The organism is Streptomyces sp. CA-249302 (assembly GCF_050936785.1).
Classification (GTDB): Bacteria; Actinomycetota; Actinomycetes; order Streptomycetales; family Streptomycetaceae; genus Streptomyces.
Map to the genome: position 1 here is coordinate 9,204,865 of NZ_JBNJMG010000001.1, position 15,869 is coordinate 9,220,733.

Below are 15,869 nucleotides of genomic sequence, written 5' to 3' on the forward strand. Positions count from 1 at the left end.
GCGCCCTACTCCGTGCGCAGTGCCGTCGCCGTGCGGGCCCTGGCCGCCCAGCCGGACGGGAGCAGTGCGCCCAGGAGGGCGATGGCGATGCCGGCCAGCCCCAGCAGCACGAGTTCAGGGGCGTCGTACACGTCGAGGACCGAAGGCGGGAGGTTGGTGCCCGCCGCGTGGCCCATCACCGGCAGGACATAGTCGTGCAGCGCGAACCCGAGCGGTACTCCGATCAGTCCGCCGAAGACGCCGATCCCGGCCACCGAGGCGAGCACGAGGCCCACGGTCTGCCGCGGCGACATGCCGAGCGCCTTGCAGACGCCCAGGTCGTGCACCCGCTCCCGGGTGTCGAGGACCACGGAGTTGAGCACACCGAGACCCGCGACGGAGACCAGCATCAGGGTGAGCAGCGCCGCGATCGAGTCCAGGAGGACGATCATGGTGTCCTGTGACGAGTTGGCGTTGGCCAGGACGTCCGCGCCCAGCGGCTTCACCACGGTGGCGAGCTTCGCCGCGTAGTCGGTGGGGGAGACGCCCGGCTTCACCTGGATCTGGAAGACCTGGGGCTCGGCTCCCGGGAAACTGGCCATGTCCACGTGGACCGACAGGCCGTCGTCGTCGGTGTCGAAGGCCTCGCCGACGATCCGCAGGGTCCGTGTGTCCTTCCCGAGCGTCACCCGGACCGTGTCGCCGATCCTGGTCCCGGTCCGCGACAGGAACCGGGTCGGTACGACGGCCTGGCCCGCGCCGGTGATCCAGTGCCCGGAGATCATCTCGTAGCTACCGGAACGCGAGTCGCCCTGGTAGAGGGTGGCTTCGACCGAGCCGGAGATCCCGGCCACCGTGACCTCGGTCTGGGTCGTGCCGTAGTACGAGGCGGTGCCGGACTGCGCCTTGATGGCGGCGCTCACTTTCGCCGGGTCCGCGGACGGAGGGCTGTGGGCGCCCGAGGGGCGCGGCCCGCCGTTCTCGACGGCTCCGCCGCTGACGGCGGTGACCTGGGCACGGCTCGTCGGGTCCGAGTCGCCGACCGCGTTCAGGGACGAGGTCAGGCCCACCGCGAAGGTCGCCGCGACGGTGCCGAAGGCCACCGCCAGCAGCATCGCCGCGGTGCGGACCGGGTGGGTGAAGGGACTGGCGAGGCCGTAGGTCACCGCCCGTGGCAGGGGCAGCCGCCCGGCCGCCCGGTGCGCCCACTGCCCACGCCCGGTGCGGGGCGCCCGGCCCACCGCGATGGCCTCGACGGTGCGCAGCCGGCCGGCCCGCAGCGCGGGGACCAGCGCCGCGACCGTGACGATCAGCAGTGCGACGGCCGGCACGAGGACGTCCACCCACCAGGTCACCGACAGCGAGACACCGCCGTACACCTGCGCGGTGTCGGCCAGCAGCGGCAGGGCCAGCACATTGCCCAGTACGACGCCGAGCACGATGCCCGCGCCGGCCGGGATCAACGCCTGGGCCACATAGGCCCGTACGACCTCGCGCGGGGTGAAGCCGATGGCCTTCAGGATGCCGATCCTGCGCAGACCGGTGCCGACCGCGCCGCTGATCACACTGCTGACGATGATCACCGACATCACGATGCCGAGCACGCCGAAGGCCACCAGGAACGGGATGGTCGCCGCCGCGCCCTGGTCGGCGGAGTGCTTGGTGTCCAGATAGGACTGGGTGGCCAGCAGGGACCCGGACGGCACGGCGGCGGCGAGCCGCTTCCGGTCGGCGGCGAGTTGTCCCTTCGTACCCGCCGACTCGAAGCGGTAGAGCATCTGGCTGGTGACCGGTGAGTCCTTCGAGGCCAGCGCGCGGACCTGCCCGGGGGTCGCCCAGGCGTCGGCGGTCCGGCCGGACGACAGCGCGAAGCCGACGACCGTCAGGCCCTCGCTGTCGGCCGAGTCGGAGGCCCTCATGACGGAGCCGATCCTGAGCGGGGAGTCCATGAAGGACGCGGACAGGACGATCTCGCCCGGCTTCGTCGCCCACCGCCCGGCCCGCAGGTCCAGGTCGTCGACATCGCCGTGTGGACCGGAACGCCCCACCAGGGTCAGCCGGTTGAAGGTCGTGATCGGATACGGCCCCGCGCTCGCGGTGACGCCGTCCAGCCGCCCGGTGTCCTTGAGCTGTGCCGCGCTCACCTTGGCCGGATCGAACTGGACGGTGAGGTGCGCACCGTGCTGCTTGGCGAAGGCGTGGTCGAAGGGGGCGTTCGTGGCGACCATGAGCGATCCGGCGATGACGGCCGCCGCGACGGCCATCATGCAGGCCACGGCGATCACCACCGTCTGCACCCGGCGCCGGCCCACCCCGGAACGCACGACCCGGCCGAGTGCGCCGGTACCGAGGAGGCTCATCGGACCGCCTCCGCACGCGTGTCGAGCGAGAGGTGGCCGTCGACCAGCTGGATGGTGCGGCTCGCGCACGCCTCTGCCAGCGCCATGTCGTGCGTGACCAGCACGAGGGTCTGCCCGCCGCGGTGCAGTTCCACCAGCAGTTCCCGTACGTCGTGGCCCGAGGCGGTGTCGAGCGCGCCCGTCGGCTCGTCGGCGAGCAGCAGCGCGGGCCGGTTGACCAGCGCCCGGGCCACCGCCACGCGTTGGCGCTCACCGCCGGACAGCCGGCCCGGGTAGGCGCGGGCGTGCCGGGTGATGCCCAGCAGTTCCATCAACTCGTCCGCGCGGGCCGCGGCCTTGCGCCGGGCGGCCCCGGTCAGCTGGGCGGGGAGCCGGATGTTGTCGGCGACGGTGAGATCGTCGAGCAGGTTGAAGAACTGGAAGACCATGCCGATCCGTTCGCGGCGGAACCGGGCCAGCGCGTGCTCGCTCAGCCGGTCGATCCGCTCCCCGGCGACGGTCACCGCGCCTTCGGTCGGCTTGTCGAGGCCGGCGACCAGGTTCAGCAGCGTGGACTTGCCGCTGCCCGAGGGACCGGTCACGGCGAGCGCCTCGCCCTGGGCGACACCGAGGTCGAGCGGTCCGAGTGCGGGTGCGCCGGCGTTGTCGTAGCGCTTCGCCACGCCCGCCAGTTCGATCACGTCAGTCATGGGAGTCGTCCGTCCTTCGTCCTTGCGGTGAAAGGGAGTTGTCTGTGCCGGCTCGGCGAACGTAGGGGCGCGGCCGGGTGGCGCGCGTCGGCCGCGGCACCGACTTGTGGGCGTCCCCGCGGAGGACGCGGGCACGGGGTCATCCCTGCGAAGTACGCCTGAAGGACGGCCGCTTGGCCGTGCAGGCGGACGCGGGAGCGGGCCGGGCAGCCGCACAATGTGGCGATGGAGACGGAGGACCGACCGGGCCGGCGCCGGCAGTTGCGCGACGCGCTGAGGCCGGAGCCGGAGAGCGCCCCGCTGTCGCGACGGGCGCTGCGCGCCGATGTCGTGCTGGCGGTGCTGCTGACCGTCGTCGCGCTGATCGTGGCGGCGCGCTATCCCGGGGACGGCCCGGTCCGCGTCAGCATGAAGGACGAGTACGGGGTGCCGGTCCCGCCGAGGCCTCCCGTACTGGGTGCGCGGGTTGAGGAGGGGCGTGAACTCCTCGCCCCCTGGTGGCTGATCGTGCTGTCAGCGCTGCCGCTGGCGGCCCGGCGCCGGTATCCGCTGGCCGTGTTCGGGGTGGTCCTCGCCGCCGCTCTGGCCATCGGCGACAAGGCCTCCTGGATCAACGTGCTGACCTGCGTCATCGGCGCCTACAGTGCCGCGATGTACAGCCGCTACTGGGCGCGGGCGGCGGCCGGGCTGGTGCTCGCCGCCGTGCTGGCCGGCATCGCGTTCCGGGACACCGACCCGGCGTTCCCGGGCTGGTCGAGCCCCGCGGTCGTGCTGCTGGTCGCAGCGGTGCTGGCGGTCACCGTCCGCTTCTGGCAGCGGCGCCTCGCGGACAGCCGGGACCGCTACACCCGGCTTCAGAAGGCCCAGGAGGAGGGCATGCGGCGGGCCGTCGAGGAGGAGCGGGCCCGGATCGCCGCCGAACTGCACGACGTCGTGACCCACAATGTGAGCGTGATGGTCATCCAGGCGGGCGCGGCCCGCAAGGTGATGGACGGCGCACCCGAGCGGTCGAAGGAGGCCCTGCTGGCCGTCGAGGCCGGCGGCCGGGCCGCGATGGCCGAACTGCGCCATGTGATGGGCCTGTTGGCCGCCCCGGACACCGGCCGCCCCGACAGCCCCGCCGACGGCCTCGAACCGCAGCCGGGCCTGGGCCAGCTGGACGCCCTCACCGAGCGGGTCCGCGCCGCCGGCACCCCGGTCTCCGTGGCGATGTCCCTGCCACCGGAGCCGCTGCCGCCCGGGGTGGAACTCGCCGCCTACCGCGTCGTGCAGGAGGCGCTCACCAACACCATCAGGCACGCGCCCGGCGCCGAGGCCTCGGTCACCGTCGGATACACCGGAGACGTCCTGGAGATAGAGGTCACCGACACCGGCGCCACCCACGACCCGCCCGAGGCGGAGGCCGAGGGCAACGGCCGCGGGCTGATCGGACTGCGCGAACGGCTCGCGGTCTACGGCGGCGAGCTCACCGCCGGCCCCACCCTGGCCGGCGGCTACCGCATCACCGCCCGAGTCCCGTGGCGGACGGCATGAACCCGCCGGCGCTGCGCGCAGTGATCGCCGACGACCAGGCCCTCGTACGCACCGGCTTCGGCATGATCCTGGCCGCGGACGGCATCGAGGTGACGGCGGAGGCGGCCGACGGGGCCGAGGCGGTCGCCGCGGTCCGGCGCACCCGGCCCGACATCGTGCTGATGGACATCCGGATGCCACGGATGGACGGCATCGAGGCGACCCGGCGGATCCTCGCCGACGGCGGCCCGGACGGCACCAGGGTGGTCATCCTGACCACGTACGACCTCGACCACTACGTCTACGCGGCGCTCACGGCCGGTGCCAGCGGCTTCCTGCTCAAGGACGTCACCCCCGAGCACCTGGTCGCCGCCGTACGACTCGTCCAGGCCGGCGACGCCCTGCTGGCGCCGGCGATCACCCGCCGGCTGATCGAACGCTTCACACACCGCGAGGAGGCGCGCCCTGCCGCCCTGCACCGGGACCTGTCCGGCCTGACCCCGCGCGAACTGGAGGTGCTCCGGCTGCTCGCGACGGGCCTGAGCAACGCCGAACTCGCGGACCGCCTGGTCCTCAGCCCCACCACGGTCAAGACGCACATCGGCCGCATCCTGTCGAAGCTGGACCTGCGCGACCGGGTACAGGCGGTCGTCCTGGCCTATGAGACGGGACTGATCTCCCCCGGGGGCGGGGATGCCTAGCACCCCGCCCCGGAGGTGCCGCTCAGTGCCCGAAGTCGAACCAGTTGACGTTCACGAAGTCCGCCGACTGGCCGCTGCTGAAGGTCAGATACACGTCGTGCGTGCCCGTCACCGAGCTGATGTTGGCCGGGACCGTCTGCCAGGTCTGCCAGCCGCCCGTGTTGGCGATGGAGAAACTGCCGATCGGTGTCGCCGTGGCGCTGTCCAGACGGACCTGGACCAGCCCGCTCACACCGCTCGCCGCACCGCTGGCCACCCGGGCGTAGAACTGGGTGGCCGCCGTGGAACCGAAGTTGACGCCCTTGTAGAGGGCCCAGTCGCCGTTGGCGACGTAGCCGATGTCCTGGCCGCCGCCGGTGTCCGTGGTGGTCTCCGCGGTGACGCCGGACTGGCTGTCGTACGACTCCGCCTGGATGGGGCTGTAGGCGTCCCGGCTGCCGGTCGGCGGGGTCGTGGTACCGCTCCCACTGGCCGACAGGACCTGGACGTAGTCGACGACCATCGGGTGCCCGGACTCGGTGGCGCTGGTCGGGCCGCCTCCGAACGCGGCCGGGAAGCCGCCGCCCATCGCCACGTTCAGGATCACGAAGAAGCCGTGGTTGGTGGCGTTGGCCCAGGTGGTGGCGTCCACCTGATTGGCGGTCACCGTCTGGTAGTTGGTGCCGTCGACGTAGAAGCGGATCGCCTCGGGGCTGACCGAGCGGTCCCACTCCATGGTGTAGGTGTGGAAGCCCGACTGGCAGGTGGTGTTGGGGCAGGCGGTCGAATTGCCCAGGCCCGTGGTCTCGTTGCAGGGGCCGCCCGAGGCCGTGCCGCAGTGCATGGTCGCCCAGACCTTGTTGATGCCGTTGACGTTCTCCATGACGTCCAGCTCGCCGACGCTCGGCCAGTTCTGGTAGTTGCCGCGGTAGGGCGCGCCCAGCATCCAGAACGCGGGCCAGTAGCCGAGGGCCGCGTCGCCCGTGACGTTCGGCATCTGGATCCGGGCCTCGACGCGCAGCTTGCCGCCGGCCGGGGGCTGGAAGTCGGTGCGGGTGGTCTCGATACGGCCCGAGGTCCAGTTGCCGGCCGAGTCGCGGATCGGGGTGATCTTCAGGTTGCCGCTGCCGTCGAGCGCGACGTTGCTGGTGCTGTTGGTCATCGTCTCGACCTCGCCGGTGCCCCAGTTCGCGGGGCCGCCCGGATACGAAGTCCCGGTGTCGTACTGCCAGTTGGAGGTGTTGACGCCGGTCCCTGCCGAGCCGTTGAAGTCGTCGACGAAGACCTGGCTCCAGCCCGACGGCGGGGTGGGCGCGGAGGCGTCGGCGGACTGGGTGGCGGCCGTGGCGAGCGCGGCCGCCAGACCGAGCGTGCTGAGTACGGCGACGAGCGCGCGTCGCCGTCTGGGTATGCCGGAGGTTGCACTCATGGGGGTGCCTCCCGGGTACGGGGTGATGGGCTGCGGATGCCCTTTGGGAGCGCTGTTTGAGAGCGCTCTCAAAGTGGGCCCAATGTGCTCTCCGGTACCAGGGCCGTCAAGACTTAAAGCAAGGAAAGTCCTTTCGGGGCAGGCAAGTTCACGCCATGAACGGTGCAAAGAGGGGCTAAACCGCGCTGCCCGTCTTCCAGTCGGCCCAGGACAGGTTCCAGCCGTTGAGTCCGTTCGACGCTTCCACGGTCTTGTCGCCGGAGTTCTTCACGATCACCACGTCGCCGAGCATCGAGGACTCGTAGAACTTGTAGCCGGCCACCGAGCTGTCGTTGGCGCCCTTGGCGTCGTGCAGGCCGACGCAGCCATGGCTGGTGTTCTGGCTGCCGAAGACCGAGGTGGACGCCCAGTAGTTGCCGTGCACGAAGGTGCCGGACGTGGTCAGGCGCTGGGCGTGCGGCACGTCGGAGATGTCGTACTCGTCGCCGAGCCCGACCGTCGAGGACTCCATCCGGGTCTGCTTGAACCGCTCGCTGATCACCATGATCCCGGACCAGGTGGTGTGCTGGGCGTTGCCGCCGGAGACGGGGTAGGAGGCGTACGTGGCGCCGTCCCGCTTGACCACCATCTCCTTGGTGGACAGGTCGACAGTGCTGATCTGCTCGCGGCCGATGTGGAAGGTGACGTCCTTCTGCTGCACGCCGTAGACGCCGTCCTGGCCCTCGACGTCCTTAAGCTTCAGACTCAGCGTGATCTTCGTGCCGGAGGCCCAGTACGTCTCCGGGCGGAAGTCGAGGCGGGTGTCGCTGAACCAGTGGCCGACCACCTCGACGGCCGGCTCGGCGGTGACGGTGATCGCCTTCTGGACGGCGGCCCGGTCCGTCACCGCGTGCGTGAAGTTGATCGACACGGGCATGCCGACGCCGGAGGTCGAGTTCGCCTCGGGCGTGAAGTAGCCGACGAAGGTCTCGCCCGGCGACTTGGTGGTGAAGCTCGTGGTCTGCGCGGCCGCGCCCTCCGGCGTCGCCGTGACCGTGTACTTCGTACCCGAGTACGGGTTCCTCGTCGAAGTCCACTTGGTCTTGGCGTCGTTGAGCGAACCGGCCAGCGTGGAGCCGTCGTTTCCGGTCACCTTCACCGAGGCGAACGTGCCGTCGGTCACGGTGACCTCGACCGGGCTCGCGAAGTCGGCCTTCTTGGTGCCGTCGGCGGGTGTGACCGAGACGGTGGGCTTCTTCGAGGCGGCCGCCTTCGCGGACGCGTCCGACTTCGTCGTCCCCTCCGATGCGCCCGCGGAACTGCTGCATCCGGTCAGCGCGACGGCGGCGGGCACCACGCCCAGCACCCCCAGCACCCCGCGTCGGGACCACTGCTCCGACTGCTGCTGAGACCGGTTCGATATGTGCGAGACGCCCACGGCAGGCCTTCCTGGGATATCCACCTTTTCCGGGTGCATCCTGCGCCGCGCAGATTTGTTGATCCTTTGAATACCGGGGCCGCTTCCTGAGATTCCTGTGAGGAGTCGCCGGCTCAGTCTCGGGGCCGTTCGTTGCGTAGGCGGACCCGCGCGGAGACGTTCGAAGCGAGGCGGATGACACTGCCGTCCTGGAGCGGCCGCGCCTGACCCTGCGGTACGGGGATCTCGTCGGCCCAGGTGCCGTTGGCGGAGCGCTCGTCACGCAGCCAGGCGGAGCCGTCGGAGTCCAGGCCGACGGTGGCGTGCATACGGGAGACGTTGTCGTAAGCGGCCAGCAGCGGGGCACTTTCCGTGTACTCGGGGCGGCGCCCGAGGACGACCTCCTGCCCGGGCCGCACCTCCAGCGTTCCGGTGTCGAAGCTCAGCCTGAGGGAGGTCACTGGGCGTTCCAGGGTGGTGCGCAGCGCATCGCCACCAGGTGGCGCGGCGCCGTCATCGGACGGCAGCTCCCGGAGACATCTCATGCAGACGAGATCGGCCGGGTCGACGGAGGCCCGGCAGTGCGGGCAGGTGCCACCGGTCACCGGCGAGGTGACGGTGGCGGGAGCTGGGGGCGGTGCGGGACGATCCTCGGCGCGGACGACTCGGACCGCTCCGTCCGTGGTGAGAACGGCCCGGCACTCGGGGCACACCACCTCGTCGGAGCCCACCTCCGTGTCGCATCTGTCGCACGTCAAGCGGTCCATGTCGTGTCCTCCCAGTTCACGCCCCCGGCTTCGGAGGCCGCCCGCCATTGGCTCAGCTCGGCCCGGCGGGGTATGCCGATGAGGTGCAGGGCACGTCCGTCCGTCGTCACCTGCACTCGACGGCCCTCGTGCCGGGTGAGCGCCTCGGCGCCGTAGCGCTCGTGCCCGAGGGGGGTCAGGGGCACCACCTTCTGATTGTCGGAGCCCCTGAGCGAGGCACCGGTGTTGCGCCGGTCCACGTAGGGCCCGGCGACGACGGCGTCGCACAGGTCGAGTGCCAGGCGGTGTGAGGCTGCGCCCCGCAGCCGGGACCAGGCGTAGCCGGAGAACACGAGCAGGTCGAACGGCACACCGGTCCCGGCCCCGAACTCACGCAGACCGGCGAGGAGCCGGGTGAGTCCTTCGGTCTGCTGGAAAGGTTCCCCGCCGGAGACGGTGACCCCGTCCAAGGGGCCGGGGAGCTGTCCCATCCATGCCAGCACGGTTTCCACGTCCACCTGGGAGCCCTCGCGAGGCGCCCAGGTGTCCCGTGACATGCACCCCGGGCAGGCCAGTGTGCATCCCTGTAGCCACACTCCGGCCCTGACGCCGTGTCCGAGCACGGTGACGGGGTGGTGCAGCCGGTTCACCGCGATCCTCGTCATGTCAACGTCCCAACTGCCTTGTCTGCGAGCCGTGTTGTGCCCGGGACTCTTCCTCGTCCCCGGTTCGGGCATCGCGGGTCGCAGGGGTCGGACGGGCACCGGGCTGGGTCAGAGAGTGGACGTCGACCTCGACCCCCTGGGCGGTGAGTTGGGCGCGCAGCTCGTCGAGAGTGCCGCACCACTGCTCCTCGCGCTCCGTGTCGGCGCGCCGCCCCTCCATGCCCTGAGCGCCGGCCGTACGCACCACGACGGCGCGCAGTTCCCGCTCGGCCTCGTCGTAGACCATGCGTACCTCGTGCTCCCGCCAGGAGCCATGGGCGACCGAGAACGCGCCTTGGTCGACGGTGGCCGTCGAGAAGTCCCCGGACAGCTCGTACCCCATCTCCTCCAGCGACTTCAGCAGCACCTCGCGAACATGGTGCCGCTCCGCCGCGTCGCGCACCGCCTCCGCCCATCTCAGAGCCTCGGCGCGAACGGCGGGCTCGAGCGGGCGCTGGGCGCGGACGACGGCCTGCAGGGTTTCGCGCAGCGGCGCGGCGGTCTCGTCCTCAACATGGCCGAGCACCTGGAGGAAAGTGGCGGCGGTGCGGGCGTCGGCCATCCGGTGGTCCGCCGCGGTGCGTGCGCCGTCCACGCGTGAGCGCAGGTCGTCGACGCGGTTACGGGCCTCCGTCACCGATCCGGCGGCGCCTACGCGCGCAGCGGCTGCCGTGATCCGCAGCCGTTCCTCGTGGGTGACAGCGGGTGTCAGACGGCGCAATGCCCGTTCGGCTGCCTGCCGTTCGGCCGACAGGTCGTCCGGGGCGGGACGCGGTGCTGCCGCGCGCTGCCGGGAGACAGGGCCGGGCGTCGCACGGCGTGGCCTGTCGCCGGGCGTGGGCCCGGATGCCCGCCAAGCCGCGGCCCTGAGTGTGTCCTGCTCACGTAGCAGGCTCTCGGCCGCCGCGAGAGCCTGGTCCGCCGCCACGCACCACGCCCGCAGCTCAGCGCGTTCCTGGCGAAGCAGTACCAGAGGCTCCGGCAGCGTCGCCGCCGAGCGTCCGTAAGCGCCGAGTGCGGCGCGCGTTACCTCGATGCGGGCGTTGCGGGCGACGACCTCGGCCGCGGCCTCCTCCCACACTGCTTCGGCGCAGCGCTCGCGCTCCCAGTGCTCCCGCCGCCGTTCAAGCTGCGAACCGATGGCCGAGAGCCCAGCCGACACGGCGAGTGACACGGTCGCGCCCGCGGCGTATCCCAGGACGGCACCGACGGCGAGTGGCGCGGCGAGCCCGATGGCCGACCCTCCGCTCATCGGCCGCTCACCGTCCTGGCGTGGGCGGCGGCGTGCTGATGGGCCCACATGGTCCGGCGATGGGAGAGGGACCGCAGGTGAACGAACAGCAACACGACGTACACCACGGCTGGGACTGCCAGAAGGGCACTGAGCGCGCACGGTGCCACCAGGAGGATCAGGCATCCCCAGCCGGCACCCCGCGGCCGGCCCGCCCGCTGGAACCCGGTGCCCGCCTGGCTGAACAGGGTGTACCCGCGTCGGTACTCGGAGCCGATGTTCCGGGCCAGTGAGACCTCCAGCCCCGCTTGCACCCCGACACAGATCAGCCCGACGACCAGGCTGACCATTGAGAGCCCCCTTTCGTGGACGATCCGGGAGCCGATCAAGGCGAGAACGACCATGACCATCACGTAGGCGGTCATCGGTCCGAGCGCACTCGTGGACGCCGCCGTCAGCGCGCTCGGCGAGACTCGCTGCTGCTCCATGTGCTGCCAGCGAGCCAGACTCTGTTGGTGGGCGGCCTGGTCCGCCGCGGTCCGGCGGGCCACCTGCTGCGCCTCGGCCAGTGCGACCGGGGCCAGATCGTGCAGCACCGCCAGGGCCGCAGGGTCGGCCCCGAGCTGGTGGCGGACGACACCGAACCACGGCACGGCGGCGGTCTGCGCAGACACCTGGTCCAGCCGTTGCCGCAGGCGGACACCCTCCGTCCCGGTGTCCAGCAGCAGGCACAGCAGGAAAGCGGCGGTTCGGTCGCCCGCGGGCGATGCGGACAGGGCCTCCTGTGTAGGTGGTGGCAGCTGTGTACGCAGCCATGCGGAGAGTTCGTGGACGCGGGTAGCGGCGGCACGCCACGTCTCGTCGATGCGGCGAAGCTCCGCCGCCCCGGGGCACTTTGCTAGCTCCGGCAGCAGGTTCTGCTGCCACAGGGCCTCCATCAGCCGGACGTGCTCGTCGGCGGAGTTCTGCGCGGCGGTGGCGTGCCGTGCGACGGCGAGCAGGTTCTCCCTGTCGATGCGCACGCCCCGGCACTGGGCCGGCGCCTGCGGGGCCAGCACGCGCAGCAGACGCACCACGCGCGCGTCGGGCCCGAGCCCCGGGGCGTGGAGCTCGTGGTCGACGAGTTCCTGCAGCGCCTCGACGTCGTAGGTGTCCGGCTCGTCGAACTGCCGCAACCACTTGCGCAGCGCACGCCAGCCTTCGGACGGGTCGTGGGCAGGGCCGATGTCCGTGAAGTACTTGCGGGCCGCGGCTTCCCAGATGACAGGCTGGGTGAGGGCGGAGGCCAGCTCCTCGGGAGCCGCATAGCGGACGGACAGCAGAGTCAACGGCTGTACGGCCTTGCCGGGCGCCGGGGCGTTGGGCAACGCGGTGGGGGTGGCGACGCGGGGGCTACCTCCGGCCAGCCAGTCGGTCACCTCCTCCGCGGCCCATCGGTCCTCCGGGTCCCGGGTGAGCAGTCCTGCGCACAGCATGCGCAGTCGTGCGTCCGTCACTCCTTCGAGGTCGATGCCGCGCAGCATGACGGAGGCGTCGATCGCGGGTCGGCCCATGTCCTCGAACGGCCGCTGGCCGAGCAGGAGTTCACGGGCCATCATGCCCAGCGCCCACCAGTCCCGGGCACGCGACGTCTGGCCGCCGCTGCTCAGGAGCAGTTCCGGCGCCAGGTAGGCCAGGGTGCCGGCCGCCGTGGCCGCTGCCCGGGTCTGGTCCAGGACGCGGCTCACGCCGAAGTCGGTCAGGGCGAGGTCGAGGGGGTGACGGGAACGGACCAGCACGTTCTCGGGTTTGAGGTCCTGGTGGATGATTCCGACGTCGTGCAGGGCGGACAGCGCCGAGGCGATCTGGCGTACGGTCTCGGTGACCATGGTCTCCGGCCCGTCCGTCCCGCCCCCCACGAACTGGGCGAGGTTGCCACCGTGGACGTATTCCATGAGCTCGTAGTCGCGCTGACCGGCCTGTCCTGTCTCGAGGATGTGCACGACGTGCGGGTGGCTGAGCCTCGGAAGCTGCTCCCACACCTCGCGGGAGGCTTGGGGACCGGTCCGGCGGTAGAGCTTCACGACGCGCTGCCGGGAGTCCTCGTCGGCGACGAGCAGCAGGTTGGCCTCCGCTCCCGCGGCCGGGAGTTCGCTCAACAGCCGGAACCGGAAGGCGAGTTGCTTCGGCAGGACGGTCAGTACCTCGGCGGCCTGAGCCCGTGGCTCAGCCTCGGCGGAAGGAGCGGTATCGGGTGCGTCTCTTGACTCGACACGGGTGCGCAGAGCGTCGGACGGCTGTTCCAGGCGGGTGCGGAGCGGGTCGACGGGGTCCCGGGATGTCATCGCAGAGTCACCTGCCAACCCGTTGCCTCGTGCCTGACATCGGTCACGCACTGCTTGGCGGCTGGCTGATGCCCTTGGGCGAACAGGGCGCGGGCCAGCGGGTTGATGAGGGTCGTCTCCAGGACCGACCCGATGCCCCGCCCGCCGAAGGTGATGTCCGCGGTGGCGACCTTCAACAGCGTCTCCCGGGCGTCGGGGGCGAGCGTCACCTCGACCTTCCGTTCCTTCTCGACGAGAGTGAGGATGCGCCTCAGCAACTGGTCGAAGATCTCCTCCGCCGCGGCCCGGCCGATGAAGTTGAAGACGACGATGTTGTCGCCGAGCCGGTTGAGCAGCTCCGGCCGGTCGAGTTCCTCGGCGATGTGCCTGCGGACGGCCGTCGTGATGAGATCGACCAGCTCTTCCCGGGTGTTGTCCGGGGTGACGTTCTGCACGGGCATGCCGCGCTCGTCCAGCGAGGACATCCCGAGGTTGGAGGTGAAGACGAGCACCGCCTCCGAGAAGTAGACGGTCGAACCGGTGCTGTCGGTGAGCCGGCCGTCGTCGAGGATCTGCAGGAACTTGTCCAGGATCTGCGGGTGCGCCTTCTCGATCTCGTCGAACAGGATCAGGCTGAAGGGCCTCTCCCGCACGGAGTTGGTGAGCTCACCGCCCGCGTCGTGCCCGATGTAGCCGGGCGGCGCCCCGATCAGCCGGGCCGCGGAGTGCTCGGCCGAGAACTCCGTCATGTCGAAGCGGATGTACGCTCGTTCGTCGCCGAAGATGAGCTCGGTCAGCGCCTTGGCCAACTCGGTCTTCCCGACGCCGGTGGGGCCGGCGAAGAACAGCACACCTCGAGGACGCGAGGCGTTCGAGGCCGCTTGCGCGCCGGACAGGCCCATGACGGAGCGGATGATGATGTCGACCGACGCCTCGATGGCCTCGTTCTGGCCGCGAACGCGGTTACGGATCCGTTCGGCGGCCGTGGTGAGGCGTTCCCTCAGGAAGGGCTTGCTCCAGGGGTTGTCCGAGATGCCCACCCGGTAGCAGCGGGCGGCTGCCTCGATCGAGTCGACGGCGTCCTCCTGGGTCCGCGCCAGCCGGATGATCTCCATCATGCTGCGTACCGTGAGGGATTCGGTCTGCTCCGCGAACTGGTAGGCGACGTCATTGCGGTCGGCCTCGCCGAGCAGGTGCGGGCTGATGCCCTGGGAGAGCAGTTCGGCGGCCAGTTTCCGGTCGCCCAGGTCGGGCAGTGGGATGGCGATTCGGCGTACGGCCATCGAGTCCGCGGTCAGCCAGGCAGGGATGTCCCGGTCGTTGTTGGCGACCCACAACACAGGGTTGTAGCGCGGCGTCGACCCACGCTCGCGCACCGGCCTGGAGATGTGGGCCAGCTTCTCGCAGGAGGCGAAGAAGTAGTGCTCCTCGGGCGAGAGCTGACGGACGTCCCGAACCAGCCGGGAGGCGTAGTCGAGCATCACCGCGCCCCTGACCTCACGATTGCCCGCCACGGCGCGCAGCACGCCGAGCAGGGTGTCGAGACTGGGCGGTCGGCCGTTCCCGATTGGGGCGGACGTCAGCGCCGATACCGTTTCCAGGGTCTGTTCGTCGTGCGCGGGCAGCACATGGAGCCCGTCGACGGGGTCGGCCACGAGCAGGAACCGGTAGCCCAGTGGTTCCATGAGCCACCACAGGGCCTCCCGCACGTCAAGCAGTTGCCACGTCTCGCCCTGGGGGACCAGGTAGTTGTCCCGGATGTTGCCATAGAGGACGAGTTGCGGGTTGGTCAGGAAACAGGTGCGGGTCTCGCGTAGCCAGGCTGGGACGCGCCGGCCGCCGTGGGCTTCCGTCACGTCCTGCGCGGAGCCCTTGGCCAGAGAGTGCACCTCGGATGCGTGGGTCATTGGTCCGCCTCCAGGTCGCTCACGTCGCCCCGCGGCTCCGGCGTCGGCGGCGGGTCGGAGACGGTGACCGATGACGGCGGCAGGGCCATGGCCGTTGCCTCGGGTCCGCGTGGTGTGTATCCGCCTCGGCGCCGTACCGTGCGCCGTCGCCGCGGACGTTCGCCCTCCGGTGCCGGCGGGCCCTGCCCCGGCTGCTCCAGTACCGGGTTTTCCGGCTGTCCGCCCGGCGCCTTCTCGTCGCTCATCTCCCTCATCCCCCTGGATCGTCACTCCCCGTCGACCGCCATCACCTCGGCGTAGGCGATCTCCTCCCAACGCATCAGCACCCCGACACCGCGGAACTGGGGCCGCCCCTCCACCAGGCGGATCCGTCCGGACACCGGATCCACCTCCACCGTCTCGGCCAGGTAGATGTCCTGGTCGTGCGGAAAACCGGAAGCGTACGAGTGCGGGCCGCGGCGCGCGGGGGAGAAGGCCCCGGCGAACCAGCCGTTCTCCCCGCCACTGGTGTCCTTCAGCCGGATCCTCAGCCAGAAACTGCCCTCGTACGAGAAGACCTGGTCCCAGGCCCTGGGTGCGGGCGCCGGCCCGGTCAGCCGCCGGCTCCATGGGCGCCTGCGCCGGGTGCCGACGCCGACCACATGGCCGAGCAAGGCGGGCACGAGGGCGTAGACCGCGACCACCGGCCACAGCAGCCACGGGAAGACATGCGTCGGCGGCAGTCCGTGCCGACTCTCCCTGATCAGCCACCATGTCAGCGGGGCCAGCACCAGGTGGAACAGAACCGACACCCCGAGGAAGCGCAGCACCCGGTCCGACAGGTTCACACCCCAGGCTCCCGCTTGCTTCTCCAGTTCCCAGGTGTACAGCGCCCCCGGCACCACGCCGAGCAGGGTGGCGAGCAGCGCCTCGAACGACCCCATGGCCCTCCCC

General features: G+C 71.0%; 13 protein-coding genes. 2 read left to right on the forward strand and 11 right to left on the reverse strand.

What is annotated here, in order from left to right; genetic code table 11:
• Positions 1 to 5 precede the first annotated feature (5 nt).
• Together ACQEWB_RS41400 and ACQEWB_RS41405 are read right to left on the reverse strand one after the other, a co-directional pair.
• Complete coding sequence (locus ACQEWB_RS41400; RefSeq protein ID WP_432840596.1) at positions 6 to 2,339, reverse strand: ABC transporter permease; 2,334 nt, start codon at positions 2,337 to 2,339, stop codon at positions 6 to 8.
• Positions 2,336 to 3,028 (reverse strand): ABC transporter ATP-binding protein, encoded by a 693-nt coding sequence (locus ACQEWB_RS41405; protein ID WP_432840598.1) that lies wholly within the window; start codon positions 3,026 to 3,028, stop codon positions 2,336 to 2,338. The genes ACQEWB_RS41400 and ACQEWB_RS41405 overlap by 4 nt, the downstream gene beginning before the upstream one ends.
• Positions 3,029 to 3,253: 225 nt before the next feature.
• Here ACQEWB_RS41405 and ACQEWB_RS41410 point away from each other — a divergent pair, with 225 nt between their 5' ends.
• Together ACQEWB_RS41410 and ACQEWB_RS41415 are read left to right on the forward strand one after the other, a co-directional pair.
• The gene (locus tag ACQEWB_RS41410) at positions 3,254 to 4,561 is read left to right on the forward strand and encodes a sensor histidine kinase (protein ID WP_432840600.1); all 1,308 of its coding nucleotides are present in this window, start codon (positions 3,254 to 3,256) and stop codon (positions 4,559 to 4,561) included.
• Entirely contained in the window at positions 4,558 to 5,241 is a 684-nt protein-coding gene (locus ACQEWB_RS41415) for a response regulator (protein WP_432840602.1), read from the forward strand. Before ACQEWB_RS41410 ends, ACQEWB_RS41415 begins: the two co-directional genes overlap by 4 nt.
• A gap of 22 nt (positions 5,242 to 5,263) precedes the next feature.
• Here ACQEWB_RS41415 and ACQEWB_RS41420 read toward each other — a convergent pair whose 3' ends face one another.
• From ACQEWB_RS41420 to ACQEWB_RS41460, 9 genes are all read right to left on the reverse strand, one after another.
• Positions 5,264 to 6,649, reverse strand: coding sequence for a glycoside hydrolase family 16 protein (locus ACQEWB_RS41420; protein ID WP_432840604.1), 1,386 nt, complete (start codon positions 6,647 to 6,649; stop codon positions 5,264 to 5,266).
• Between the two features lie 175 nt (positions 6,650 to 6,824).
• Positions 6,825 to 8,066, reverse strand: coding sequence for a L,D-transpeptidase (locus tag ACQEWB_RS41425; RefSeq protein WP_432840606.1), 1,242 nt, complete (start codon positions 8,064 to 8,066; stop codon positions 6,825 to 6,827).
• A 113-nt stretch (positions 8,067 to 8,179) separates the two neighbouring features.
• A complete protein-coding gene (locus tag ACQEWB_RS41430; RefSeq protein ID WP_432840608.1) occupies positions 8,180 to 8,812 on the reverse strand; it encodes an FHA domain-containing protein in 633 nt (210 codons plus the stop codon).
• Entirely contained in the window at positions 8,800 to 9,456 is a 657-nt protein-coding gene (locus tag ACQEWB_RS41435; protein WP_432840610.1) for a 4Fe-4S single cluster domain-containing protein, read from the reverse strand. Before ACQEWB_RS41435 ends, ACQEWB_RS41430 begins: the two co-directional genes overlap by 13 nt.
• A 1-nt stretch (position 9,457) precedes the next feature.
• Positions 9,458 to 10,747, reverse strand: a complete 1,290-nt coding sequence (locus tag ACQEWB_RS41440; protein ID WP_432840612.1) for a hypothetical protein — start codon at positions 10,745 to 10,747, stop codon at positions 9,458 to 9,460.
• On the reverse strand, positions 10,744 to 13,050 hold the full coding sequence (locus tag ACQEWB_RS41445; protein WP_432840614.1) for a serine/threonine-protein kinase: 2,307 nt from the start codon (positions 13,048 to 13,050) through the stop codon (positions 10,744 to 10,746). The genes ACQEWB_RS41440 and ACQEWB_RS41445 overlap by 4 nt, the downstream gene beginning before the upstream one ends.
• Positions 13,047 to 14,936, reverse strand: a complete 1,890-nt coding sequence (locus ACQEWB_RS41450) for an AAA family ATPase (protein WP_432840616.1) — start codon at positions 14,934 to 14,936, stop codon at positions 13,047 to 13,049. The genes ACQEWB_RS41445 and ACQEWB_RS41450 overlap by 4 nt, the downstream gene beginning before the upstream one ends.
• Positions 14,933 to 15,181 carry a hypothetical protein gene (locus tag ACQEWB_RS41455; protein WP_432840618.1) on the reverse strand — a complete coding sequence of 83 codons (249 nt, stop codon included), beginning with the start codon at positions 15,179 to 15,181 and terminating at the stop codon, positions 14,933 to 14,935. The genes ACQEWB_RS41450 and ACQEWB_RS41455 overlap by 4 nt, the downstream gene beginning before the upstream one ends.
• Positions 15,182 to 15,202: 21 nt before the next feature.
• Positions 15,203 to 15,859 (reverse strand): DUF6338 family protein, encoded by a 657-nt coding sequence (locus ACQEWB_RS41460; protein WP_432840620.1) that lies wholly within the window; start codon positions 15,857 to 15,859, stop codon positions 15,203 to 15,205.
• Positions 15,860 to 15,869: the final 10 nt, after the last annotated feature.

Coding starts and splice junctions, on each gene's coding strand:
- ACQEWB_RS41410 (WP_432840600.1), top strand. CDS start 3,254: ATGGAGACGGAGGACCGACCGGGCCGGCGCCGGCAGTTGCGCGACGCG.
- ACQEWB_RS41445 (WP_432840614.1), bottom strand. CDS start 13,050: ATGACATCCCGGGACCCCGTCGACCCGCTCCGCACCCGCCTGGAACAG.
- ACQEWB_RS41460 (WP_432840620.1), bottom strand. CDS start 15,859: ATGGGGTCGTTCGAGGCGCTGCTCGCCACCCTGCTCGGCGTGGTGCCG.
- ACQEWB_RS41400 (WP_432840596.1), bottom strand. CDS start 2,339: ATGAGCCTCCTCGGTACCGGCGCACTCGGCCGGGTCGTGCGTTCCGGG.
- ACQEWB_RS41450 (WP_432840616.1), bottom strand. CDS start 14,936: ATGACCCACGCATCCGAGGTGCACTCTCTGGCCAAGGGCTCCGCGCAG.
- ACQEWB_RS41420 (WP_432840604.1), bottom strand. CDS start 6,649: ATGAGTGCAACCTCCGGCATACCCAGACGGCGACGCGCGCTCGTCGCC.
- ACQEWB_RS41415 (WP_432840602.1), top strand. CDS start 4,558: ATGAACCCGCCGGCGCTGCGCGCAGTGATCGCCGACGACCAGGCCCTC.
- ACQEWB_RS41405 (WP_432840598.1), bottom strand. CDS start 3,028: ATGACTGACGTGATCGAACTGGCGGGCGTGGCGAAGCGCTACGACAAC.
- ACQEWB_RS41430 (WP_432840608.1), bottom strand. CDS start 8,812: ATGGACCGCTTGACGTGCGACAGATGCGACACGGAGGTGGGCTCCGAC.
- ACQEWB_RS41455 (WP_432840618.1), bottom strand. CDS start 15,181: ATGAGCGACGAGAAGGCGCCGGGCGGACAGCCGGAAAACCCGGTACTG.
- ACQEWB_RS41440 (WP_432840612.1), bottom strand. CDS start 10,747: ATGAGCGGAGGGTCGGCCATCGGGCTCGCCGCGCCACTCGCCGTCGGT.
- ACQEWB_RS41435 (WP_432840610.1), bottom strand. CDS start 9,456: ATGACGAGGATCGCGGTGAACCGGCTGCACCACCCCGTCACCGTGCTC.